The organism is Ruegeria sp. B11 (genome assembly GCF_056539785.1).
This window is the reverse complement of record NZ_JBQFVO010000001.1, coordinates 381,664-406,787: the sequence shown is the minus strand read 5'-3', so window position 1 is coordinate 406,787 and position 25,124 is coordinate 381,664. Positions and strand designations below refer to the sequence as shown.

Below are 25,124 nucleotides of genomic sequence, written 5' to 3'. Positions count from 1 at the left end.
TTTCTTACTGTCCCAATGACCACCACCCTCGGCGCTTTGGCTTGGTCGGCGCGGGTTCGGGTTCGTCTGCCACTGCCTCCAAGACTGGCTCTGGGGTGGCAGCCTCAATGACTTCGGGTTCTGCTGCCACGGTCGATTCTTCGGCTTCTTCGGCAACCAGTTCAGGCGCTTCAGCAGGTTCCTCTGGCACTTCTTCAGCGACTTCAGAAGCCGACGTTGCTTCGGCTATCTCAAGTTCTGATGGTGCATCAGTACTATCGGGCTCAGCGGCTGGTTCGATGCTTTCAGACTCATCGGCTGGCTCTTGCTGTTCAGCCTCGTCGGCCTCAGCATTGACCGGCTCTTTCTCCTGATCGGAGTTCGCATTATCCGCTTCGGTCTGCGTCTCGCTTGCTTCGGCTGTGGCCTCAGTATCCTTTTTGCGTCGACGCGGTGCCCGGCGCTTTTTCGGTTTGGTCGCTTTCTCGGCATCTTCCTCAGCAACAGGCTCCGCCTCGGTCTGTTTGGCTTCGACGCTCTCAGCTTCGTTGCTCGAGTCGGTTACACTGTCTGCGTCAGACTCGTCCGCATTGCCATCCGGCGCGTCACCATTGCCCGAACTCTTCTTGCGCCGGCGCCGACGCCGTTTACGCTTGGGCTTGGTCTCTTCCTCGCTCTGAACCGCAGTTTCTTCTTCGGTTTCGTCCTCATCCGTGGCGTCGACCATATCCATCAGCGACGCATCAACCGATACCACCGGCGCAGTTGCTTCAGGAACAACGCGGCTCGCGGTCTTGAACTTCTCCATCGAGAAGTCGGGACTGACCAAATGAACGTCCCCTTCGATCCGAACCGACAAACCATACCGCGCTTCGATCTGCGCGATATGTTCGCGTTTCTGGTTCATCAGGAAGTTGGCGATGCTAACCGGGCAACGCACCAATACCTCACGCGAACGGCGGCGAGTGCCTTCCTCTTCAATCTGGCGAAGGATTGACAGTGCCATATTGTCGTCCGACCGGATCAGGCCGGTACCATGGCAAGACGGGCATGGCTGGGTCGTCGCCTCGAGCATTCCAGGACGCAGACGCTGACGGCTCATTTCGAGCAGTCCAAAGCCCGAAATCCGGCCCACCTGAATACGGGCACGATCCGTTTTCAGCTTATCCTTCAGTCGCTTCTCAACGGCCGAGTTGTTTTTGCGCTCGTCCATATCGATGAAATCGATCACAATCAGACCGGCCAGATCGCGCAGACGCAATTGGCGCGCCACTTCTTCGGCGGCCTCCAGATTGGTCTTCAACGCGGTTTCCTCGATCGAACCTTCTTTGGTCGCCCGACCCGAGTTCACATCGATCGCCACCAGCGCTTCGGTCACCCCGATCACGATATAGCCACCGGATTTCAGCTGAACCGTCGGGTTGAACATCCCGGCCAGATAGCTTTCCACCTGATATCGCGCGAATAGCGGCAGCGCGTCTTCGTATCGCTTCACGTTCTTGGCGTGCGACGGCATGATCATCTTCATGAAGTCTTTGGCGATGCGATACCCGCCCTCGCCTTCAACCAGAACCTCATCGATGTCGCGATTATACAAGTCGCGGATCGAGCGTTTGATTAGGTCGCCTTCTTCATAAATTTTCGCAGGCGCAATGGATTGCAACGTCAGCTCGCGGATCTGCTCCCACAGTCGTTGCAGGTATTCATAGTCGCGCTTGATCTCTGATTTGGTCCGCTTGGCTCCCGCCGTACGAACGATCAGACCCGCGCCCGTGGGCACGTCGATTTCAGCGGCAATGTCTTTCAGTTTCTTCCGGTCAGCGGCATTGGTGATCTTGCGGCTAATTCCGCCGCCCCGTGCGGTATTGGGCATCAGTACGCAGTACCGACCCGCCAAAGACAGATACGTGGTAAGTGCCGCACCCTTGTTGCCGCGCTCTTCCTTGACCACCTGCACCAGCAGGACCTGACGCACCTTGATAACTTCTTGAATCTTGTAGCGGCGCGGGCGTGGCTTGCGCGGAGGACGGATATCCTCGCTATCGTCTTCGTCTGCGACCGACTCGATGGTATCGTCTTTCGAAGCCGCGTCAGCGCTTTTGCTTTCTGTCTCGCCATCCACCTCGGGCTCATCGCCAGAAGCTTCCGCCTCTTCTTCGTCAGACTTGGCTTCGACCTCATCCGAAGGTTCTTCTTGGTCGGTATCAGTTGCTTCGACAGGCGCGTCTTCCGCTACCTCAGCAGTCTCTTCTGGCGCTTCCGCCTGCTGATCTACATCTTCGGACTTGGCTTCTTCGGTCGGAGCTTCTTCAGCAACAGGCTCGGCGGCATCCTCTGGCTCTTCCACCGGCGTCTCGGCAACGATTTCCATCGGAGACGTCCCTTCGGGCACCTCCGTCTCTTCACCGTCATCCAGATCGATGGTTTCCATTCCGGTCGGCTCTGAGGAAACCTCCAGCGTCTCAACCGGATCGTCCGTCTTGACGTCAGCGGCCTTCGAGCGCGAACGCGACCGGCGCTTCTTGGGCTTTGTTTCCTCGGCCTCATCCCGCGCCTTCATCGCCTCGGCATAGGCGCGCTCTTCCTCCATCAGCGCCTCACGGTCGGCGACGGGGATCTGGTAATAGTCGGGATGTATTTCAGAAAACGCCAGAAACCCGTGCCGGTTCCCGCCGTAGTCCACAAATGCCGCCTGTAGCGACGGCTCAACCCGTGTTACTTTTGCAAGATAGATGTTGCCAGCAAGCTGGCGTTTGTTTTCGGATTCAAAGTCAAATTCCTCAACCTTGTTTCCGTCGACCACCACAACGCGGGTTTCCTCCGCGTGGGTGGCATCGATAAGCATTTTCTTAGCCATGTGTCCTTGGTGCACCGCGCCAAACGCGTTGTCCTGACCCGTCCAGGCGGACAGGCGCTTTTGGGGAGGTGTCTTGTACGGGCGATATCGGACGGCGCGCGGCAGGGTCTGGCGCTTTGGCCCCCTGCCCGTATACTCAATCGTTGCGCGCGCGTCATCGCGGTTCTTCTCCGACAGGCGCGTCTAAATGCGGCCCGCCCATTTATTCCTTTCACCCGCATAGACGGGTTCAGGCGTTCATCTGCCCCATTGGGGCATAATCGGTCTGCCGCGCCGCGCGGGATCTATCCTCACCATCAGCTCAGCAGCGAAACTCAAAACACGGGGCTTGCAGGCACAAAATACCCGGCCCGTTCGATCACAATAAAAGCAGTCCTGTGGAAAAGACAATGGGCAAACTGCATCGCGACCCAAGAACGCGCCGAAGAGTCCCTTCATCTGTTCAGAAATATCCAGGGGTTGAATTGAACCGCAAGCTCAAGAGGGGGCTGGCCCCCTCCTCCGCTTTCACAGGTAATCCGAACGCTGCAACCCGTACTTCGCCATCTTTTCGTTCAGTGTCCGGCGTGGCAGGCAGAGTTCTTCCATCACCGAGGCGATCGATCCCTTGTGACGGCGCATCGTATTGTCGATCAGCATCCGCTCGAAGGCTTCAACATATTCCTTCAGCGGCTTGCCTTCAGTTGTCATCACTGGCTGCATCTCTTCGTGATCCGACATCAGCAGCGAAGCAATTGTCCCCGACCCGCGCCGCGACTGCAGCACCGCACGCTCAGCAATGTTGATCAACTGCCTCACATTCCCGGGCCACGGGGCCTGAAGCAGCTGAGCCGCTTCCTGCGCACTGACCTGAGGCGCGTCGCAGCCATATTCCTCTGCGAACTGTTCGCTCAGACGGGTGAACAGCGTCAGGATGTCCTCACCCCGCTGTCGCAGCGGAGGCATGGTGATGCGCAGCGCCGCCAACCGATAGAACAGATCGGGACGCAATACATCTTCTGAGGTTTTGCCCGCTTCCTGCAGGTTCGAAATTGCAACGATCCGCGTTTCCGCAGGGGTGCCCTGCTCATTCATAACGCTCAATAGACGGGCCTGCAGCGTATCACTCAGGGCTTCGACATCCTCGAGAACCAGCGTACCGCCGCGGGCCTCTTCGATGGCGGGCAACTGCGTGTCCTCGGGCAACATCGGGCCAAACAGGCGTTTCGACAGCGCTTCTTCCTCAAGTGCTGCGCAAGAAACCAGGACGAATTTCTTACCCGCCCGGCTACCAACCGCGTGCAATGCATGCGCCACCAAAGTCTTTCCGGTTCCGGTTTCCCCATCGATCAGGACATGACCATCCGCCTGCCCCAGATCCAGAATATCTTCACGCAACCGCTCCATGACGGGGCTGGCACCGATCAGCTTGTTCATGATCTGCGTACCGCCAGACAGCTCACGCCGCAGGGCTCGGTTGTCGAGCGTCAGACGACGCGCATTGCTGGCGCGTTTGGCCAGTTCGGACATACGATCGGGGTTAAACGGCTTTTCAAGGAAATCGAACGCCCCGACACGCATCGCCTCTACGGCCATTGGCACGTCACCATGTCCCGTGATCATGATCACCGGTAGCGTGCTATCGGCCCCCATCAGCTTTTTCAGCAGTTGAATGCCATCCATTCCAGGCATCTTAATGTCAGAGATCACGATCCCGGGATATTCTGGCCCCAAGACCTTGAGCGCATCCTCGGCGCTTGAAAAGGTTTCGGTGTCGTACCCCGACAAAGCCAGCCACTGGCTGATCGACTGGCGCATGTCCTGTTCATCATCCACGATGGCGATTTTCATGGCCTGTGCCATAGTCACTTCCTCTATTCCGCGGCCTCAAGGCCGTCGCTTCCCAATATGGGCAATTGCATCTCAAACACCGCGCCACCCTGTTGGCCGTTGCGCGCGGTCAGCCGTCCGCCATGGTCGTTCACGATCCCGGACGAGATGGCAAGCCCCAGACCAACGCCGTCCCCCGGGCGTTTGGTCGTATAAAACGGCTCGAACAGGTTTTCGATATCCTCGATCCCGTGGCCATTGTCCCGCACGGTCAGTACCGCAGTTTCACCTGCAGCGAGAATGATCTCGACATCCGGCTCATCCACAGACTTGGTCGCATCCAGCGCATTGCGCAAGAGATTGACCATAACCTGTTCGATCCGCATCCGATCACCCATCACTATAACAGGTTCTTCGGGCAAAATCTGGGTTATCTTCACATGCCGCTGACGCAGCTGCGGTTCCATCATCGACAGGGACGAGGCCAGCGCTTCGCCAAGATTTACAGGCGAAAACGCATCTGCACCTTTGCGCGCATAGGATTTGAGTTGGCGCGTGATCGCTCCCATCCGCTCGATCAATCCGTCGATCCGCCCAAAGCTGGCCAACGCCTCTTCGGGTCGGTTTCGACGCAAAAGCAGACGCGCGCCGGCCAGATAAGTTTTCATCGCAGCCAGAGGTTGATTTAACTCGTGACTGACTGCCGCAGACATCTCTCCAAGTGCTGCCAGTTTTGAGCTCTGGGCAAGGGTTTGTTCGGCAACTTCCAGCGTCTTTTCAACACGTTCACGCTCAGCGATTTCCCGCTGCAGCCTTACGTTCAATGCGCGAAGCTCCGCCGACTCGCGCTGGAACAAGGTCATGCGCAACGTCGCTCTGCGGCTGAGCGCATAGAAGGTCAGCGCCAGAAGAATCGCAAAGGCCATGATCTCAAGCGCCAGAACGCTGTTCACCCGCTCGCGGATCGACGAATAGGTGGTGAACGAGGTCATTTGCCAGCCCCGGAACGGAATGCGGGTCTCCATCCGCATCACAGCCTCGCCCTGAAGATAGGCATCGGGGGGCAAAGCGCTCCAATCGGTTGTGGCCCGGATTGCGCGCTGAATCGCGTTCTGAGGGGGTTGGCGCAACATGGCACCGCTTTCATCCAGACCTCGCCACTGAGGCTCGGTCGAGAGGATGATCGTACCGGTGCTGTCGGTGACCATCACCGCATCAGAAATACCTGCCCAGGCGCGTTCAAATTTCTGCAAATCAACTTCGACTACGATCACGCCAAGGATCTCTGCATTCGCCTCGATTCGCCGCGAGTAGACAAAGCTGTAACCGCCGGATTCACGTGGAATGACCGAGAATATAGTGGCATTCGACCGGATAGCATCGATGAAGTAAGGCGAGTTCCGGTGGCTTTCCTGCAACCGGTTCCGGTCGGTTGCAGCACGTGTCAGGCCATCCCCATCCAGCAAAACCAGCGAGGCCGCTCCGATTTCTTCAACAAAAGAGATCAGGCGCTGGCTCGACAGCGTGTAATCGCTGGATTGCAGGGCCGAAATCAGGGTGGGGTCACGGGCAAGCAACTGCGGCACGATGGCGTTGCGTCGCAACTCACTCAGCAGGTTGCCGGAATACAAGGCTAACCGCAGTTCGGCCCGGTTTCTGGTCGATTCGGTGAAGCGACTTGTTAGCAGACTGTTGGTGATCCACACTGTGGCGACGGTAGCAAGCAGCAACAAAAACACGGCAAGCCGCAGCCGCCAGCCCATAGGCGCGCCGCGAAACCGGTTCAGAAACCCTTTGCTGTCTGCTTGATCTTCCGCGCTCATGTACTGACGCTACGCGTCCCGACTGATGACCTCAAGTCACGCGGGCGTCAGCACCCCGGCCAATGCGCGGAAGAGCGCCGTCCCGTCAGTGCCTCCGTGGCCTGAATCCGCCGCTCGTTCTGGGTGGGGCATCATGCCTAACACGCGCCGGTTGTGCGATAAAATCCCTGCAATATCGTCGCGCGAACCATTGGGATTTTCGGCATATGTGAAGGCAATGCGATCCTGATCCTTCAACTCGGCCAAGGTCTCATCGTCTGCGAAATAATTGCCATCGTGATGCGCAATCGGGATATCGATCACATCCCCGGCATTGTACCCTTCAGTAAAGGCGCTATCGCTGGTTTCGACCTTCAGTCCGATCGTTTTGCAGATGTATTTCAGACCGGCATTGCGCAACAGAGCGCCAGGCAGAATTCCGGTTTCGGTCAGAACCTGAAAACCGTTGCAGATACCGACGGCATAGCCACCACGCTCGGTATGCGCGGCCAGCGCTTTGCAAATGGGCGACTGGGCCGCAATCGCGCCGCAGCGCAGATAGTCACCGTAAGAAAACCCACCCGGCACACCGACGATATCTATACCCTCGGGCAGCGCGGCATCCTTGTGCCAGACCATATCGACGGAAAAACCGGCCTGCTCGAAGGCAACGGCAAGATCACGATCGCAGTTGGAACCGGGGAAAACAATGACGGCTGCGCGCATGGCGGACCCTCCTAGGTCGGAAAACTCAGAGCAGTTCGATCTCGAAGCGTTCGATGACCGTGTTGGCCAACAGCTTTTCGCACATCTTGGTTACGTCCGCCTCGGTCGCGCCGTCTGCCAGTTCCAGATCGATCACCTTGCCCTGACGGACACCTTCGACCTGATCAAAGCCCATCGCACCCAATGCGTGACGCACAGCCTCACCCTGCGGGTCCAGAACCCCGTTCTTGAGCATCACATGCACACGTGCTTTCATTTTCGAGAACTCCACTGATGGACCGCGCATCGATCCGTTTCGTTGGGCGCGGGATACCCCGCTTGGGTTTGTCGGACAACCCTGTCGATATGAGACAGGATCAGTTGATCAGCGTTGGTTTTGTGACATTGCTTTTGGGCAGAACGCCAAGACGGCGGGCGACCTCAGAATATGCATCAGTCAGACTACCCAGATCACGGCGGAACACATCCTTGTCCAGCTTCTGACCGGTTTCGATATCCCATAGACGGCAGCTATCGGGGCTGATTTCGTCCGCAATGATCAGTCGTTGGAAATCGCCTTCGAACACGCGCCCGATCTCGATTTTGAAATCGACCAGACGAATACCAACCGCCAGCATCACGCCGCTCATGAAATCATTAACGCGCAGTGCAAGGCTCAGGATATCGTCCATATCCTGCTGGCTCGCCCAGCCGAATGCTGCAATGTGCTCTTCGGTCACCAACGGATCACCCAGCGCATCGTCCTTGTAGCAGTATTCAACAATCGGGCGCGGCAGTTGAGTACCCTCGGCGATACCGAGGCGTTTGGACATCGATCCGGCGGCATAGTTGCGGACGATCACTTCCAGTGGAATGATCTCACAATTCCGCACAAGTTGCTCCCGCATGTTCAGACGGCGAATAAAGTGCGTCGGAACTCCGATCTGGGCCAGACCGGTCATGAAGAATTCGCTCAACCGATTGTTCAGAACGCCTTTTCCATCGATCACGTCTTTCTTCTCGGCGTTGAAAGCTGTGGCGTCATCCTTGAAGTACTGCACGATGGTGCCCGGCTCGGGACCTTCATACAGGATCTTGGCTTTACCTTCGTAAATCTTCTTGCGACGCGCCATGAGCGACCTTTCCAGTCTGGGGAAAGGGAATGAGTCCCTTCACGTTGGCGCCCTCATAGTGCAAGCCCCGCTTTCCCGCAAGTTCGCAACCCCGAGAGGCTTTGACGCAGCGCAAATACCTTGCGCACAGGGCGTCGTATAGTCATATCATCAGAAAAGAACATCTAACCCAAGAGGTCCCCAACCAATGACCACATTCGACGAACGTGAAGCCGCGTTTGAAAACAAATTCGCTCATGACGAAAAGATGCAGTTCATCGCTCGGATGCGCCGCAACCGATTTATGGCTGTATGGGCCTCGGCGCTGAAAGGCGAGACTGTGGAACAGGCGCGTAAATACGGGCAGGAACTGGTCCACACGGACCTGCAAAATGTCAGCGAAGACGATGTTGTCGAGGCGGTCAAAGGATACCTCGGTGATCTCGCCGATGAGGCTAAAATCCGCGAGAAGATGGTCGAACTTCTGGTCGAAGCCAAAGAGCAGGTGATGGCAGAAGCCGAGTCCTGATGCCTGAGCTGCAAAACTCATGATCTTCATGAGTTTTATGAATTTGATTTGACGCCCCGGTCGTGAGACACGGGGCGTCTCATATTTTGACGGGCTGTGGCCCCAATTTTGGAATACTCCAATGACAAACGCGCTCAGCAACCTTCTGGAAACCGTAGACGTCATTCTGGCGGATGGCGCAACCGGGACGAACCTGTTCAACATGGGCCTGCAATCAGGCGATGCGCCGGAATTGTGGAACGTCGATGCGCCTGACAAGATTCGTGCTCTGTATCAGGGCTCGGTCGATGCCGGCAGTGATCTGTTTTTGACAAACACATTTGGTGGAACAGCCGCGCGTTTGAAGTTACACGACGCCCAGAACCGCGTGGCCGAGCTGAACCGTACTGGCGCTGAACTGGGTCGCGAAGTCGCTGACAAGGCAGGTCGCCCGATCATCGTGGCCGGCTCTGTTGGCCCGACCGGCGAGATCATGGAACCTGTCGGCAGCCTTTCGCACGCCGAAGCCGTCGAGATGTTTCATGAACAGGCTGAAGCGCTAAAGGCTGGAGGCGCAGATGTTCTGTGGCTTGAGACCATAAGCGCACCGGAAGAATTCCGGGCTGCGGCAGAAGCGTTCGCTCTGGCAGATATGCCGTGGTGCGGCACCATGAGTTTTGACACGGCTGGCCGCACAATGATGGGTGTTACATCTTCTGATCTGGCAATGATCGTGGAAACTCTGCCCAATCCTCCGGTTGCGTTCGGGGCGAATTGCGGCACTGGTGCCTCGGATATACTGCGGACGGTGCTTGGGTTCGCTGCCCAAGGAAACGAACGTCCACTGATTTCCAAGGGCAACGCAGGGATCCCGAAATATGTGGACGGTCATATCCATTATGACGGAACGCCTGAACTGATGGGCCAGTACGCCGCCATGGCGCGCGATGCAGGTGCAACGATCATTGGCGGTTGCTGTGGCACTATGCCTGCGCATTTGCGCAAAATGCGCGAGGCGTTAGATAACGGTCCGCGCGGCGAGCGCCCGACCCTGGATCAGATCGTATCGGCGCTTGGTCCGTTTACCTCAGCCTCAGATGGCACTGGGGACGAGGCCGTTCCCGAACGGCGCACTCGTCGCCGCCGCCGGGCCTGATTGAATGATCAGCGCCCTTCGAATTTCGCAGGGCGCTTTTCCAGAAAGGCTACGACGCCTTCGGCAAAGTCTCGGGTACGTCCGCATTCGCCCTGCAGGTGGGCTTCGGCTGCAAGTTGCTGAGGTAATGTTCTATCGTAAGTTCCCCGGATCGCTTGTTTGATCGCGCGAAACCCGGAGGTTGGACCATTCGCCAAATACGCAGCTCTCTTGCGCCAATGAGCGTCGAACTCATCATCTGCAACCGCTTCCCAGATCAATCCCCATTCATCCGCCTGGCGCGCGCTGATCTTGTCTGCAAACAACGCTGCACCCATCGCTTTGGCAAACCCCATCTGACGCGGCATGAACCAGGTGCCGCCTGCATCAGGCAGCAGACCGATCCGAGCGAAAGCTTGCAGGAAATAGGCACTCTCGGTTGCTATCACCACATCGGCACAAAGTGCCAGGTTAGCCCCCGCCCCCGCCGCAGGCCCGTTAACAGCCGCTATTGTTGGCACGGGGCAATCATAGACCGCCTCAAGCATCGGTTCATATTCGTCGCGAAGCGCGCGTTCGAGGTCGATCTTTCCTGTGCTCGACGCGTCACCCAAATCCTGACCTGAACAAAAGGCAGGTCCAGCACCGGTCAAGACGATCGCGCGAGCGTGTTGCGCGGCATCTTTCATTGCGTAGGTGATCTCGGCCCGCATCTGCGTCGTCAACGCATTCATCTTATCCGGCCGGTTCAATGTCAAAACCGCCAAATTATCAGTAATGTCCAGAAGGACCGCTTCGTATTCCATGCAAAACCTCAGCTGCGCAGCGTTCTGCAAAACACTGACGCAAATGCGGAAAAAGGAAAAGAAGAACCGCGCGTCAGTCTTCCAGAATTCGGCGCAGACGCTCTTGTTCTTCCTCACTAAGGCCTTCTGAATGCGCTACTTCCTGATGCTGCGCACGCTTGCGCAAAAAGTTCCACCCCATGCCGGCCGCTATCAGCAGCATGACAGGAGCCGACAGCCATAACAACAGATTAGCGCCGGTCGCGGTAGGTTTCAGCAGCACATATTCGCCATAGCGATCAACGATGAAGTCCACAACCTCTTGATCAGTATCCCCCGCAACCAGACGTTCTCGCACCAAGATACGCAGATCACGCGCAAGTTCGGCATTGCTTTCGTCAATGCTTTCGTTCCTGCACACCAAGCAGCGCAGACCGGTACTAATATCCCGCGCTCGTGTCTCGAGCGCCGGGTCGTCAAGCACTTCATCCGGCTGAATAGCCATGATCGGGGATGCAATCAGCAGCAGGATAACAAGCAGGCGCTTCATTCGGCAGGAACCCCGCTTGCAGGCGTTTTCCGTGCACCGGCTGCAACACGGAAACGGCGATCCGACAGGCTGAGCACACCGCCCAGAGCCATGAGGATACATCCGCCCCAAATCCAGTTGGCCAGAGGTTTGATATAGGTTCGCATCACCCAGCCGCCATCAGCTTGTTGATCCCCGATCACAACATATAGATCGCGCAGAAAGCGATAGTCGATTGCAGCCTCAGTTGTCGGCATCCGTGCCACAGGGTAGTCGCGCTTTTCCGGGTTAAGAGTCGCGATATAGCGCCCGTCCTTCTCAACAAGCACATCCGCCATGGTTGAGAAATAGTTCGGCCCCTGTACCTGACGCACATCTTGCAACGTCAACGTAAACTGCCCCACTTCAAAAGGCTGACCCGGTTGAGCGACACGAATATCCTCGACTTCCCAAGCGGTTAGGCCTGCGATGGCAAACATGGTGACACCCAAACCACAATGGGCCACCGCCTTACCCCAGTCTGCGCCGGGCAGTCGAAACAGGCGTCCAAAACTGCCTTTGCGGCCAGTGCGGCTCCAAAGATCGACGATGGCGCCGAAGGTGATCCACGCCCCCAGCAACAAACCTACGGGTCCCAATGCGCTGCGTCCGGTCTGCATCACCCAGACCAGTATCGCGATCGTGACCGCCAGTACAAATGCATAGCGCAAAGACCATGCCGCCCGGCTTAGCTTGCCCCGCTTCCACGGCAGCATTGCGCCGACGGGAAGAACGATTCCGAGTGCGACCATGAATGGTGTAAATGCAGCATTGAAGAACGGCGCGCCCACCGAGAGTTTTCTATCGAACGCCATCTCGGCCACCATTGGCCACATTGTGCCAAAGAATACGACAAAGCAGCTAACTGCCAACAAGATGTTGTTCAGAACCAAAGCACTTTCGCGGCTGACCATTCCGAAGACACCCTTCGCCTCCATCGCCTGCGCGCGTGCAGCAAACAGGGTCAACGCACCGCCGGTAAAGATGATCAGGATGAACAGGATAAACACGCCACGCTCAGGATCATTGGCAAAAGCATGGACCGAAGTCAGCAGCCCCGATCTCACGATAAAGGTCCCGATCAGAGAAAACCCAAACGCGATAATCGCAAGCAAGATCGTCCAGCTTTTCAACGCCTCGCGTTTTTCCACCACGATGGAGGAATGCAATAGAGCGGCCGCCAGTAGCCAAGGCATAAAGCTGGCGTTCTCAACAGGATCCCAGAACCAGAACCCGCCCCAGCCCAATTCGTAGTAGGCCCACCAGGATCCAAGCGCGATACCGATCGTCAGGAAGACCCAAGCCGCCAATGTCCAAGGCCGTACCCAACGCCCCCAAGCCGCGTCCACCCGGCCCTCGATCAATGCAGCAACGGCAAAACTGAACGCCATGCTGAGGCCGACATAGCCCAGATACAGGAATGGCGGATGGAAGGCCAAACCGGGGTCCTGCAGCAGCGGGTTCAGGTCCCGTCCATCGAACGGAGGAACAGGCAGTCGGTCAAACGGGTTCGATGTGAAGAGGATAAAGGCATAGAAAGCCACTCCGATCGCGGCCTGAACGGCCAGCACCCGCGCCTTTAAGGTCGGAGGCAAGCCAGCGCCGAATATGGCGGCCATCGCGCCGAATATCGCTACAATCAGGACCCATAACAGCATCGAACCTTCATGGTTTCCCCAGGTCCCGGTGATCTTGTAGAGCATCGGTTTTGCCGAATGGCTATTCTCCACCACGATCCGCAACGAGAAGTCAGACGTGGTAAACGCCCAGACCAGCGCACCAAAGGAAAAGGCGGCCAAAATGAACTGCGTGATGGCGGCCGGTTCAGCGAAAACCATCCACCCGTTCCAACGGTTGGCAGCCCCGATCAACGGCACCACAGTTTGGACGATGGCAACGAGGAAGGCTAAGATAAGTGCGAAATGGCCGAGTTCTGTAATCATGGCCTGCTTATACTGCGGCACCGGTGCAAGTGCCATTCACATTCGCCTCGGATCACCGCACATAATGTCGCGCCTCAGGTCTTTCGAAGCCGCTTCCAGTCCTCCAATGCAGGGTTCGATTCCGGCTGGTTGACTGCTTCGGCCAACGATGCGTCCGAGCCAGTATCGGCGGCACCCGGACTGTCATCGCGCAACCCGCGGATCGTTTCAAGATTGGCGATCACCTCAGGCGCCCTCAGCATTGTCGCGCTGATTTCCCTTTGAAAATCCTGCGCTTTGATCTGATGCCGCGCGCCAAAGTAAAACGACACGATCACCCCTAACAGCCACCACAGTGGCTCTGGCACCAGCGCAATTCCCTGCATTCGTGCTGCGAACCACAACGGATCGATCATGGCGGCCAGAAACAAACCCAATGTTCCCAAAGCCAGCGCCGGTCGCGGAAGGCGATTCAGCCCATCCATGAATCGATCAAACCTGGTTTTGCTTGGAGCTTGGAATTCAGTGCCGAATTGCGCCATGGCTGCACTGCGCAGTTCGACAGAACGCTCGGCACCGCTTTCTACATTTTCGCGAAACACTTCCGCAGTTTCACGAACCACATTGCGACCTCCGCCAAACAAGAGCGCCAACAAACCCGAGATCAAACCCATCCCGAAACCCTTTTCTGAAACGCGTCCTCGCTCAGATGATACTTGGGCGATAAAAACTCTTCCGCACGCTTGATCCATCCGCCTTTGCCGCCCGCGCGTGTTCTGGCATATTTACGAAGAGCCATCCGCCGGTCTGCTAAACGGAAGTAATAGTTTCGTCTTGCGACCCCATAGGCATCACGAAACACCAGAGGCTTTGGACTAGCCGCCTCCCGGCTCGCCTGCGCAGTCTGAGGGCCGATGACCCCGTCAACCGTAATGTCATACTCCATCTGCCGCAGCAGGTTCTGCAGGATTTTCACCGCTTGAGCTCCTGCATTGACGTACATGTCGAACACGGATGCCTGTACGGCTTCCGGCAGCACCTGAAGGCGTGGTTTCTCAAAATAGTGTTCCAGAAAAATATCGACGGCCTGCGCTTTGCTAAGCATGCGCACGTCTTGTTGCGTCACCGAACCATCTCGGTCCAGATCGAGACCCAATCGGCGCATGGTATGGATCGTCACCCCGTATTTCGTGGCACCGCCGGGATCATCGGGGTCATCCACAAAACCACCTTCCCGCGCCACGATCCCTTTTGCAATCTGCCGCACTGTCCGCATTGCCGCCCCCTCTGCCAAACTTTGGTAAACGGTCGGACAATTTCGTTAACACCACTGCAAAACAAAGGGCGCTGCCTACCTCTCGCACGCAACGCCCCGCTTCTTCTGTTTAGAAATTTTAGCGCCGATGGCATTCAGCGATGCTGCATTCAGCTATCGCCTGATTCCTGATAAACGCCTTGCTCTTTTAATGCGTCCACAACCTCTTTGGGCATGTAGGTTTCATCATGTTTCGCAAGGATTTCAGTGGCTTCAAAGACTCCGTTCACATAACTTCCGGTGCCCACCATACCCTGATTTTCCGAGAACAAATCAGGCAGAACACCGGTAAAAGCGACCTTTACGCTTTCACCGCCGTCGGTCACGACGAAGTGCACAGTCTCACCCTGCCCGCGAATGATCGAACCTTCTTCGACCAATCCACCTATACGGAACACCTCGGTCGGTTTCGGCGGTTCTGCAATCACCTGACTGGGTGAGCGGAAAAAGTTGATGCCATCACGCATCGCATATCCGATCAGACCCGTCGCCAGTATCAGGGCCGCAACAGCCACTAGAATGACTTGTACACGACGACGTTTCTTAAGCGTTTTCATACCGTCCTCACGGGAACAAGGGGGCCATCATCAGACCCAGGGTTTCATCCTCACCTAACATCAGGTTGGCGTTCTGCAAGGCTTGCCCACTGCTACCTTTTGTCAGGTTATCCAATGCTGCCACCACGATTGCACGGCGTTCGATCCGATCTCCAACGACACCGATATGGCAGAAGTTCGACCCCCGCACATGGTGGGTCGAGGGCGTCTCGCCAAATGGCAGCATCTCAATGAAGGGCTCGGCTTCATAGGCCGATTGAAGTGTCTCATACACGCTCTGCGGGTCACCCTTTACATAGGTTGTGGCCAGAATACCCCGGTTGGCTGGGATCAGGTGCGGTGTGAACTGCACATGCACCGTCCGTCCAGCCAGTTCCGTGAATTCCTGATCAAACTCGCCCAGATGCCGGTGCGTCCCGCCAACGGCATATGCGTTCGCCCCTTCACTGAGTTCTGCGTGCAATAGATTCTCTTTCAGCGCCCGACCTGCGCCCGAGACCGCGCATTTCAGGTCCAGAATGATGTCATCCAGATCAATCACACCCGCCGAAATCAGCGGACGCAGCACATACTGACCCGTCGCGGCATTGCATCCGGTCCCGGCAACCAGCCGAGCGCCGCGGATTTCGTCACGGTAGAACTCGGTCAGACCATAAACCGCCTCTTCCTGATGCCCAAGCGCGGCATGTGAATTCCCATACCACTTCTTGTATTCGTCGCCATCGCGAAGTCGAAAATCTGCTGACAGGTCAACAATTTTCAAGGTGTTGGGCAGTTCGCGAATGACTTCCTGACTAGTCTTGTGCGGCAGAGCGCAGAAACACAGGTCGATTTGGCTAAAGTCGATCTCGGAAATCTTGCAAAGCACCGGCAAATCCATATGGCGCAGATGCGGAAATACCTGCGCCATTGTCTGTCCAGCCTTCCGCTCGGCGGCCAGAGATTTGATTTCCATACTCGGATGCCCGGCGATCAGCCGCACGAGTTCCGCGCCGGTGTAACCAGAAGCGCCAAGAATTGCGATTTTGTGGGTCATGTCAGACCTCTTTCATTCATGTGTCACATGGGGTGACCGCCGCTGTGACGGTCAACGAATTACGGAATCGGAAAAGCGCCGTCCTTGACCTAGGTCAGGCGGCTTCAAAGGTGATTTGTCGTCGGAGGAACTGAGTCGCGCGATCCGTCACAACGCCCGGCTTACCCGTTGTCAGGAAGCCATCAGTGCCCTCACCCAGCATATTCGGATGCCGTTGCAAGTAGTCTGCAAGGCTTTCCGCAACCAGATCACCCTGGCTATAGACTTTCACATCCGGTCCGAGCGCCTGCTGAAACGTCTCTGCCATCAACGGGTAATGCGTACAGCCCAGAATGGCTGCTTGCGGTTCTGGCATCTTGCGCTTCAGCGCATCCACATGGCTGCGTACCAAAGCCTCGGCCAAGATCATGTCGCCCTCTTCGATGGCGTCCACAACCCCGCCGCAGGCTTGCGCCTCGACATCAACCCCGATCGCCCGAAACGCCAGCTCCCGCTGAAACGCACGGCTCGACACTGTCGCGGGCGTCGCAAACAGCGCAACATGCTGCACCTGAACCTCACGCGGCGGAGAGTTGTCGCCCCATTGCCGTTCAGTCAGCGCCTCAATCAAAGGCACAAATACGCCCAGTACACGCTTTCCTTCTGGCACGCCCGCTTCTTGCATCCGACGCAGGGCGGCGGCGCTTGCGGTATTGCAGGCCAGAATCACCAGATTGCAGCCGCGATCCCAAAGGTCCTGCACAGCGTTTCGTGTCAGGTTAAAGATATCCTCGGCATCGCGCACACCATAAGGCGCATGCGCGCTGTCCGCGAAATAAAGAAAATCAACGTCGGGCAGACGTTTCTGCGCGGCGTTCAGGACGGTCAAACCACCCAATCCGGAATCAAAGATACCTACTGCCATTTGCCCCTTCAGGCGCGATGCCGTTCCTCGAATTCATAGCCATAGTCATAAGACTTCAATGGCTCTGGAGACAGCTCATACGTGGCTTTGCGCAGGAAATCCATCATCTTGCGCGTATCCTTGCCCAGCGGGTCCAGAATGTCGCGCCCAATGGGGTCTCCTACAACCACGCGGACGGGGGTATCGACACGTTTCTTGAACTCTTTGATCAGCAACCCCATCCGCAGAGTGTTGTGCAGATGGCTGGCAATCTGGAAAAAACGCGAGGTGTGACCATCGAAGAAAACCGGCACAACGGTCGCATTGGATTTGGCAACCATCCGCGCTGTAAATCCGCGCCAGCCCGGATCCATCGGATGAGAAAATGGCTTGGCCGCAGTGCTGACTGTGCCACCCGGGAAGATCCCGATTGCACCACCATCGCTTAGGTAGTTCAGAGCGGTTTTGCGGGTCGCAAGATTCAGCTTCATCGCATCTTTTGTGGCATCAAACGAAATTGGCAGCACGATGCTGTTCAGGTCTTCAGCTTTGCGAAAAACATGATTGGCGAGAATGCGAAAGTCTGTCCGAGTCTGAGACAGGATGTGTCCCATCATTAGCCCGTCTAGAATGCCATAGGGATGGTTCGCAATCAGGATCAATGGCCCATCTTTTGGGATGTTCGACAACGCACCGCCAACCACGTCTAATGTCAGCCCATATCGATCCACCATTACGGACCAAAAATCACGCCCCTGTGCGACCTCCTGCTCATACCCGTCAGCGCGGCGGATAAGACGCAGACGACCGGTGGTGTTTTCCATCAGCTTGATCACCATCCGCCCGCTCCGCGTTTCTGCGGAATGGGCGTAAGAGATGTCACGAGCGACGTGATGGCGCGAGGGCATTGGCTACTCCGGTTTGCTGCCGCTTAGATAAGGCCGGGTAGCCATTTTGCATAGGTTTGATGACAAGCTTGTAAAGCCTCACTCTGCCGCAGCTTTCATCTGAGGCCCGCCATCGCGAATAACAGCCAACAATTCCTCGCGACGTTTCGCAGCCTTGGCTTCATTCGCGACCAAAACCGGACCGAAACCGCGAATGTCCAATGGCAGAGCCGCAAGGGCCGCGATCGCATCACTGGTTTCGGGTGTCAGGCTGGGCAAAACCTCTTTCATGTCCTTTTCATACTGGCGGATCAGAGCACGCTCCATTTTCCGCTCTGTCGTGTAGCCAAAGATATCCAGCGGAGTGCCGCGCAAACCTTTCAGCTTGGCTAGAACCTTCAACGGACCAAGAAACCACTCTCCGAACGCTTTCTTGGCCGGGCGTCCATTGTCGCCCTTCGTCCCCAGGGTTGGCGGCGCAAGATGGAAGGTCATCTTAAAGTCACCATCAAACTCGGCCTCCGCCTTCTGGCGACTGTCGAGCAGCAATCGGGCGACTTCATATTCATCCTTATATGACAAAAGCTTATGGTAGCCTTTGGCAATAGCCTCACGAACGTGTTGATCTTCAACGCTGTCGACCAGCTTGCGATAACGTTTCGCCAACCGCTTGTTCTGATAGTCGATCAGGTGCGCAGCGCGGAAATCGATCACTTGATCGAGGGTCTTTGGTAACTCTGCTACGTTGGGGCGCAAAATATTGGCCACGTCGTCGGGGTGGGTCACCGCCCAGCGACCAACTTCAAAGGCGCGTTTGTTGCGCTCGACCGCCGCACCATTCAACTCAATAGCACCCATTATCGCTTGGTGACTGATCGGTAGCAGACCACGCTGCCAGGCTGCGCCAAAGACCATCATATTGGAATAGATCGAGTCGCCCATCACGGCTCGCGCCAGATCGGTGGCATCGAAAAGGGCCACCCCATCTTTCAACCGCGCCTGCAGCGCAAGCTGCAATTGATCGCTGGGGATTGTGAATTCTGTATCGCGCGTGAAGTCACCGGTGATAATCTCATGACTGTTCACAACGGCGCCGGTCTGGCCGGTTTGCGTGAGGCCAAGCGTCTTGGCTCCTGCCGATACCACCAGATCACCGCCAATCAGCGCATGCGCCTCGCCAGTGGCAACACGAATCGCGCTGATATCATCGGGCCGGTTGGCCAGACGGCAATGGATATGTACGGCGCCGCCCTTCTGTGCGAGGCCGGCCATTTCCATCATACCGGCACCCTTGCCGTCGATTTGTGCGGCTTGCGCCAGAACCGCCCCGATGGTGACAACGCCTGTGCCACCAACGCCGGTGATCACGACATTATGGGTGCCGTTAATCTGTGGCAAAACGGGGTCCGGTAGGTCGGGCAAGTCGAGGTCGGTCGTCGCCTCTTTGCGGATTTTCGCCCCTTCAACGGTTACAAAAGACGGGCAGAACCCGTTCAAGCAGGAAAAATCCTTGTTGCAGCTTGACTGATCAATCGCACGCTTGCGGCCAAGTTCGGTCTCTTTCGGTACGATGGAAACACAGTTCGACTGAACGCCGCAATCTCCGCAACCCTCACAGATATCAGTATTTATGAACACTCGCTTATCGGGGTCGGGGAACGTGCCGCGCTTGCGTCTCCTGCGCTTTTCAGCTGCGCAGGTCTGGACATAAACAATGACCGATACACCCTCGATTTCGCGGAATTTTTCCTGAACCTGCATCAGTTTTGAACGCTCGAACGTCTCAACGCCCGAAGGCAACGCACCAAAATTCACATCTTCTTTTTCGTCGTAAACGACAGCGACGTTGCTGACACCCATCGCGCGGACCTCGGCGACGATGCGTTCGGCACTTAGCCCACCTTCGTTCTCCTGACCTCCGGTCATCGCAACGGCGTCGTTATAGAGGATCTTAAAGGTGATATTTGTGCCCGCGGCCAGTGCCGCCCGGATCGCCTGCACGCCGGAATGGTTATAGGTGCCATCGCCGAGGTTTTGGAAAACATGTTGTGTGGTCGAAAACGGAGCCTCGCCGATCCAGTTTGCCCCTTCGCCGCCCATCTGTGTGAAACCGGTGGTTTCGCGATCCATCCACTGCACCATGTAGTGACAGCCAATCCCGGCATAGGCTCGGCTGCCATCAGGCAGCTTGGTTGAACTGTTATGCGGACATCCTGAACAGAAGTATGGTAAACGCGCCGCGATTTCCTGCGCATTGTCAGCCCGGCGCGCTTCGGACAGCGCCTCCAGTCCGGCACGAACGCCATCTGTATCGCGCCCCTCTTCGATTAGGATCTCACCCAGCTTCTCGGCAACCATGATCGGGTCAAGCGCCCCTCGGGTCGGGAACAGTTCTTCGCGGTGCAGCGTCCCCGCGCCGCCTTTGTACCAGCCATAAACGCGACGCCCACGACGGTCGTCAAAGATAGCCTCTTTGACCTGAACTTCGATCAGCTTGCGCTTTTCCTCGACGATCACGATCAGGTCCAGCCCCTCAGCCCAATCGTGGAAGCCCTTCATATCCAAGGGGAAAGTCTGCCCGATCTTATAGGTGGTAATGCCTAGCCGTTCGGCCTCATCCGCGTTGATGTTCAGCAGCGACATGGCATGAGTCAGATCAAGCCAGTTCTTACCCGCCGCCACAAACCCAATCTTGGCACCCGGTTTTCCCCAGACCCTCTTGTCTAGCTTGTTGGCGTGCGAAAAGACCTCTGCCGCAAAGCGCTTGTGGTCGATTACGCGCGCTTCCTGCAGATGCGGTGTATCACCTAGCCGAATATTCAGCCCACCCTCTGGCATATCGAACTGAGGGGTGACCAGCTGCATCCGGTCAGGGCGGCCATCTACGACGGAAGTCACTTCGATCGTGTCTTTCATCGTTTTCAGCCCGACCCAGACCCCGGCGAAGCGGCTGAGCGCAAATCCATAGATGCCATAGTCCAGAATTTCTTGCACACCTGCCGGGCTGACCACGGGCATGTACATGTCCACCAGTGACCATTCCGACTGATGTAAAACGGTCGAGCTTTCACCCGTGTGATCATCGCCCATGGCCATCAATACACCGCCATGTTGCGCCGTGCCCGCCATATTGGCATGGCGCATCACATCACCGGATCGATCTACGCCCGGCCCCTTGCCATACCAGAGCCCAAAAACACCATCGAATTTTCCGTCGCCACGCAGCCCCGCCTGTTGGCTGCCCCACAATGCGGTTGCAGCCAGATCTTCGTTCAATCCGAATTGAAAGGTGACATCCTTTTCGGCAAGTTGCTTTTCTGCACGAGACATCTGAAGGTCTACAGCCCCAAGCGGAGACCCCCGATAGCCTGTGACCAGACCCGCTGTGTTCAATCCCGCCGCAGTGTCTCGTACTTTTTGCATCAGCATCAAACGCACCAGTGCCTGCGTGCCGTTCAAAAGAACCGGGCTTTTGGACAGGTCGAACCGGTCGTTGAGTGAAATTTTCGGCTGACTCATCTGACGTCTCCCCTCGTCGGACTAGTGTGCTTTATTCTCGTGCATATTAGGTCATAAATACTGACCTGTATAGTGATTTTACTCTATTCCGTAACGATTTCCGGGTTTCATTGTGGAATTTGTTACCTGTTTCATATAGGGCTGCGCGAGGATAACGAAAGTTGCGGCGATGGATTGGGACAAGCTCAGAATATTTCACGCGGTTGCAGACGCTGGCAGCCTCACACACGCGGGAGACAAGCTCAATTTATCTCAATCCGCGGTGAGCCGTCAGATCCGCGCGCTTGAAGAATCACTCGATGCAACCTTGTTCCACCGCCATGCACGCGGTCTGATTCTGACAGAACAAGGCGAATTGCTGTTCGATGCCACGACGGCCATGCTGAAACGTCTGGATGCCGCTGCAGCGCGTATCCGGGATAGTGAAGATGAGGTCTTTGGCGTACTGAGGGTGACCACCACCTTCGGGTTCGGCACGCTGTGGCTCGCACCGCGCCTACCGAAGCTCTATGAACAGTATCCTGACCTCAATATCGACCTCATGCTTGAAGAGCGGGTATTGGATCTGCCAATGCGTGAAGCCGATGTGGCCATCCGCATGAAAGAGCCCAGCCAGGCCGATCTCGTGCGCAAACGTCTGATGACAGTGCAGATGCTGCTCTATGCAACGCGCAGCTATTTGGATGCTCATGGTGGGGCGCCTGAAACGCTGGAAGACATTTCCAAGCACCGATTGATCTGCCAAACGCCCGCAGCCCCTCAGGTTGGGGCAAGCGCGTCGATGGTTCGTCACCTTATGACATACAATCCCGGCTCGTTGCTGACCGTGAACAACTATTTCGGCGTTCTTCAGGGCGTGCTGCATGATCTGGGTATCGGAGTACTTCCTGATTATGTGACTGAGGACTTCCCGGATCTGGTCCCCGTCATGTCAGACATCGAAAGTGCTGATGTCCCGGTTTACCTCGCCTACCCCGAAGAATTGCGTCATTCCAAACGGATAGCGGCATTTCGGGACTTTGTGCAGGATGAGATAATCGCCCATCGCAAACAGTTGAGGCAATTGGGCAAGCTATAGCCATGCACTCAGAGCATAGCGGGCATGACGCCGGGGTCTGCTAATAGACCTTGATCGTTAATAAACTGATCCCTAAATGAGCACATGAAGGCGGTGATGCTGAAACGCTCATCATCTTCATACCTCCCTGTTGGACTACGGCCGAGCTTAGTGCTCGGCCTTTTTTTTGCGCCAGGCTGATGCAATTCAGTGGAAAGCACTGGGAAAATCCAATTCGTAGGCCTATGATCCCGAAAAAACACCTAAATTTCGTGTTCGAGGGCTAATTCATGTTCCACTCATTCCGCCTATTGTTGGCGATGATTTCAGTCTTGTTCCTGGCCGTGCCACTTCATGCACAAGACACAAGCACAACCGCTACAGTTGAAATTCCCGAAGATCTGACGCCAGAACAGGTTGATGATCTGGTTGCGCGCATGTCTGACGACCAAGTACGGGCAATCCTTCTGGAACGCCTTGACGCTGTTGCCGAAAAGCAAGCGGCAGAAAAGGAAGGTCAGGAAGACCCGCTGACCGAGCTCAATGAGATCTGGGCAGAAATGGTCGCATCCTGGACACATGTTCTGACCACAGTTCCCAATATCATCAGTGCGCAAATCACTGCATTTAGCAATTTCTCTGACAAATTGGGGGGCGCTGGTGTTCTGACGCTAATGGGGCTGGTGCTCTCGGTCCTGATAGTCGGCTTCATTGCTGAGAAGCTATTCATTTTCCTGACCCGCCGCTGGCATGAGGCAACCGAGCCCTCGGGTGACGCGGATCTCAGAGGCGCTGTGAACTACCTGTTCCGCCGATTTTGCCGCGAAATTGCAGGGCTTATCGTATTCTACGTCGTCATTCGGGCGATTGGCCGAGGATTGCTGAGCCCCGAGCAGATCATCTATGCAGCCCCATTTGTATTCTACCTAATCTGGGTGCCGCGTCTGGGGGCAGCAGTCTCGCGCTTTGTTCTTGCGCCGCAAAAGCCACAATTCCGATTGGTAAACATTGACGACCACTGGGCAAAATACCTGCATCGCAACCTGATCGGTCTGCTGATCCTGATCGGCTTTACCTTGTTCGTACTAAGGTTCAATGCGCTGAACGGCGTTACCGGCGATCAGACGCGCATCGGTTTCTGGCTGAACGCAGCAATCCACGTCTATATCGGCATAATCGCCTGGACTGCGCGCGAAGGTTTGTCACAGATGATGCTGGGTACCGACCCGGACCACACCAAGTTCGACGAAGAAGTCGCGCGGTATTACCCGTATTTTGCAATCGGCGTTTCGGTTGTGATTTGGCTGCTGGTCGAATTCCTGGTGGCACAACGCAACCCGGCGCTGATCCGCGTGCTGTCCGGTGGAGCGCATTTCACAACCATGTTCTGGCTGTTGATTGCACCTGCACTTGATACATTAATACGTGGTTTGGTGCGCCACCTGCAACCGCCAATGTCGGGCGAAGGGCCATTAGCAGAACGCGCCTATCGATCGGCCAAGCGTAGTTATATTCGCATCGGTCGGGTGATTGCTGGCCTCTTCGTCGTCTTCATGATTTCCCGTGTTTGGCAGCTTGATCTGCGCCATGTTGCGTCCGCAGGTATCGGTGCCGAAGTTGGCGGCGCAATCATCGAGTTCCTGCTGATCATCGCTGTCGGCTACATCCTGAACGAGATCGTCTCTCTGTGGATTAACCGTCGTCTGGCCAAGGAACAGACAGCGGCCGAGGAGCTGGATGAAGAAGCCGGCGGAGAAGGTGGCGGCGCGGGTGGTTCGCGTCTGGCGACCGTCCTGCCCTTGTTGCGGATTACCGCACAAGTCACCATCTCGGTGATCTTCGGCCTACTGGCCCTGAGCGCTCTGGGCATTAACATCACGCCGCTGCTGGCTGGTGCTGGTGTTTTGGGTCTGGCCATCGGCTTTGGTGCGCAGAAACTGGTGGCCGATATCGTTGGCGGCATCTTCTTCCTGATCGATGACGCCTTCCGCGTCGGCGAATATGTCGATGTCGGCGGGACCATGGGAACGGTCGAGAAAATTTCGATCCGCTCAATGCAGCTTCGCCACCATCGTGGTCCGGTGCACACTATACCTTATGGCGAGATTCAAAAGCTCACCAACTTCAGCCGTGACTGGGTGATCATGAAGTTGAAATTTACTGTGCCGTTCGACACCGACCCCAACAAGGTCAAGAAGATCTTCAAGAAGATCGGTGCCGAGATGATGCAGGACGAGGTTCACAAAGATGGCTTCCTGCAGCCCTTCAAATCTCAGGGTGTGTTCGACTTCGACGATGTCGGTATGATCATCCGAGGCAAGTTCATGGCCAAGCCCGGCAAGCAATTCACACTGCGTAAGGAAATCTTTAACCGTGTGAAGGCCGAATTCAACGCAAATGGTATCGATTTCGCCCGCCGCGAGGTGCGCGTCGCCATCCCGGGGTTGGATGAGGCTGAGAACATAACTGAGGAACAAAAAGCTGCCGCCGGCGCAGCCGCCGCAGATGCGGTCAACAAAGGGCAAAACCCCGCCTGACACTTAGGCTTCGACACGTTTCAGCCGCTGGCTGAACCAAATCAGCACGCCTCTGAAATCGGAACCGGTCTTATGGCCGGTTCCGTTTTTTATTGCCCGATGTCCCCTGTGCGGGTTTGGCCCTTTCCTCAAGCGGCCCATTGCCCTAAAA

The 25,124-nt window shown here is 56.4% G+C and carries 20 protein-coding genes; 4 read left to right on the top strand and 16 right to left on the bottom strand.

Translation table 11 applies throughout. The features are described 5' to 3' along the window. Nucleotides 1-4 precede the first annotated feature (4 nt). The 6 genes from ACR0I1_RS02020 to purC form a co-directional block, all read right to left on the bottom strand. Nucleotides 5-2,836: a ribonuclease E/G gene (locus tag ACR0I1_RS02020; protein ID WP_480704740.1), complete on the bottom strand. Its 2,832-nt coding sequence runs from the start codon at nt 2,834-2,836 to the stop codon at nt 5-7. A gap of 507 nt (nt 2,837-3,343) precedes the next feature. Beyond that, nucleotides 3,344-4,678, bottom strand: a complete 1,335-nt coding sequence (locus ACR0I1_RS02015) for a sigma-54-dependent transcriptional regulator (RefSeq protein WP_170393162.1) — start codon at nt 4,676-4,678, stop codon at nt 3,344-3,346. A gap of 11 nt (nt 4,679-4,689) precedes the next feature. Beyond that, nucleotides 4,690-6,468 (bottom strand): sensor histidine kinase, encoded by a 1,779-nt coding sequence (locus tag ACR0I1_RS02010; protein WP_370644429.1) that lies wholly within the window; start codon nt 6,466-6,468, stop codon nt 4,690-4,692. 36 nt (nt 6,469-6,504) lie between these two features. After that, nucleotides 6,505-7,173, bottom strand: coding sequence for a phosphoribosylformylglycinamidine synthase subunit PurQ (gene purQ / locus ACR0I1_RS02005; RefSeq protein WP_170393163.1), 669 nt, complete (start codon nt 7,171-7,173; stop codon nt 6,505-6,507). Nucleotides 7,174-7,198: 25 nt separating this feature from the next. Then, complete coding sequence (gene purS / locus ACR0I1_RS02000; protein WP_010439914.1) at nt 7,199-7,429, bottom strand: phosphoribosylformylglycinamidine synthase subunit PurS; 231 nt, start codon at nt 7,427-7,429, stop codon at nt 7,199-7,201. A gap of 100 nt (nt 7,430-7,529) precedes the next feature. Beyond that, nucleotides 7,530-8,285 carry a phosphoribosylaminoimidazolesuccinocarboxamide synthase gene (gene purC / locus ACR0I1_RS01995; protein WP_170393164.1) on the bottom strand — a complete coding sequence of 252 codons (756 nt, stop codon included), beginning with the start codon at nt 8,283-8,285 and terminating at the stop codon, nt 7,530-7,532. A gap of 187 nt (nt 8,286-8,472) precedes the next feature. Here purC and ACR0I1_RS01990 point away from each other — a divergent pair, with 187 nt between their 5' ends. Together ACR0I1_RS01990 and bmt are read left to right on the top strand one after the other, a co-directional pair. Continuing rightward, complete coding sequence (locus ACR0I1_RS01990; protein WP_170393165.1) at nt 8,473-8,793, top strand: DUF1476 domain-containing protein; 321 nt, start codon at nt 8,473-8,475, stop codon at nt 8,791-8,793. A 121-nt stretch (nt 8,794-8,914) separates the two neighbouring features. Next, on the top strand, nt 8,915-9,928 hold the full coding sequence (gene bmt, locus ACR0I1_RS01985; RefSeq protein WP_170510072.1) for a betaine--homocysteine S-methyltransferase: 1,014 nt from the start codon (nt 8,915-8,917) through the stop codon (nt 9,926-9,928). Nucleotides 9,929-9,936: 8 nt separating this feature from the next. Here bmt and ACR0I1_RS01980 read toward each other — a convergent pair whose 3' ends face one another. From ACR0I1_RS01980 to ACR0I1_RS01935, 10 genes are all read right to left on the bottom strand, one after another. Continuing rightward, nucleotides 9,937-10,713, bottom strand: coding sequence for an enoyl-CoA hydratase-related protein (locus tag ACR0I1_RS01980; protein WP_170393167.1), 777 nt, complete (start codon nt 10,711-10,713; stop codon nt 9,937-9,939). A 73-nt stretch (nt 10,714-10,786) separates the two neighbouring features. Continuing rightward, complete coding sequence (locus ACR0I1_RS01975) at nt 10,787-11,242, bottom strand: cytochrome c-type biogenesis protein (protein WP_170405571.1); 456 nt, start codon at nt 11,240-11,242, stop codon at nt 10,787-10,789. Beyond that, nucleotides 11,239-13,203, bottom strand: coding sequence for a heme lyase CcmF/NrfE family subunit (locus tag ACR0I1_RS01970; RefSeq protein WP_480561847.1), 1,965 nt, complete (start codon nt 13,201-13,203; stop codon nt 11,239-11,241). Before ACR0I1_RS01970 ends, ACR0I1_RS01975 begins: the two co-directional genes overlap by 4 nt. A 74-nt stretch (nt 13,204-13,277) precedes the next feature. Next, on the bottom strand, nt 13,278-13,856 hold the full coding sequence (locus ACR0I1_RS01965; RefSeq protein ID WP_480704737.1) for a holin family protein: 579 nt from the start codon (nt 13,854-13,856) through the stop codon (nt 13,278-13,280). Next, entirely contained in the window at nt 13,847-14,458 is a 612-nt protein-coding gene (locus ACR0I1_RS01960) for a holin-associated N-acetylmuramidase (RefSeq protein WP_480704735.1), read from the bottom strand. Before ACR0I1_RS01960 ends, ACR0I1_RS01965 begins: the two co-directional genes overlap by 10 nt. Nucleotides 14,459-14,607: 149 nt before the next feature. Beyond that, on the bottom strand, nt 14,608-15,054 hold the full coding sequence (ccmE, locus tag ACR0I1_RS01955; RefSeq protein ID WP_170405562.1) for a cytochrome c maturation protein CcmE: 447 nt from the start codon (nt 15,052-15,054) through the stop codon (nt 14,608-14,610). A gap of 7 nt (nt 15,055-15,061) precedes the next feature. Next, nucleotides 15,062-16,090 carry an N-acetyl-gamma-glutamyl-phosphate reductase gene (gene argC / locus ACR0I1_RS01950; protein WP_170817735.1) on the bottom strand — a complete coding sequence of 343 codons (1,029 nt, stop codon included), beginning with the start codon at nt 16,088-16,090 and terminating at the stop codon, nt 15,062-15,064. Between the two features lie 94 nt (nt 16,091-16,184). Further along, entirely contained in the window at nt 16,185-16,994 is an 810-nt protein-coding gene (murI, locus tag ACR0I1_RS01945; protein WP_170405556.1) for a glutamate racemase, read from the bottom strand. An 8-nt stretch (nt 16,995-17,002) separates the two neighbouring features. After that, the gene (locus ACR0I1_RS01940; protein WP_480704733.1) at nt 17,003-17,881 is read right to left on the bottom strand and encodes a lysophospholipid acyltransferase family protein; all 879 of its coding nucleotides are present in this window, start codon (nt 17,879-17,881) and stop codon (nt 17,003-17,005) included. 78 nt (nt 17,882-17,959) lie between these two features. Beyond that, the gene (locus tag ACR0I1_RS01935; protein ID WP_480704731.1) at nt 17,960-21,379 is read right to left on the bottom strand and encodes an indolepyruvate ferredoxin oxidoreductase family protein; all 3,420 of its coding nucleotides are present in this window, start codon (nt 21,377-21,379) and stop codon (nt 17,960-17,962) included. A 169-nt stretch (nt 21,380-21,548) separates the two neighbouring features. Between ACR0I1_RS01935 and ACR0I1_RS01930 the strand changes: the two genes are divergently transcribed. Together ACR0I1_RS01930 and ACR0I1_RS01925 are read left to right on the top strand one after the other, a co-directional pair. Beyond that, nucleotides 21,549-22,457 carry a LysR family transcriptional regulator gene (locus ACR0I1_RS01930; protein ID WP_170393176.1) on the top strand — a complete coding sequence of 303 codons (909 nt, stop codon included), beginning with the start codon at nt 21,549-21,551 and terminating at the stop codon, nt 22,455-22,457. A gap of 269 nt (nt 22,458-22,726) precedes the next feature. Then, nucleotides 22,727-24,973 carry a mechanosensitive ion channel family protein gene (locus tag ACR0I1_RS01925; protein ID WP_170393177.1) on the top strand — a complete coding sequence of 749 codons (2,247 nt, stop codon included), beginning with the start codon at nt 22,727-22,729 and terminating at the stop codon, nt 24,971-24,973. The last annotated feature ends 151 nt before the right edge of the window (nt 24,974-25,124 follow it).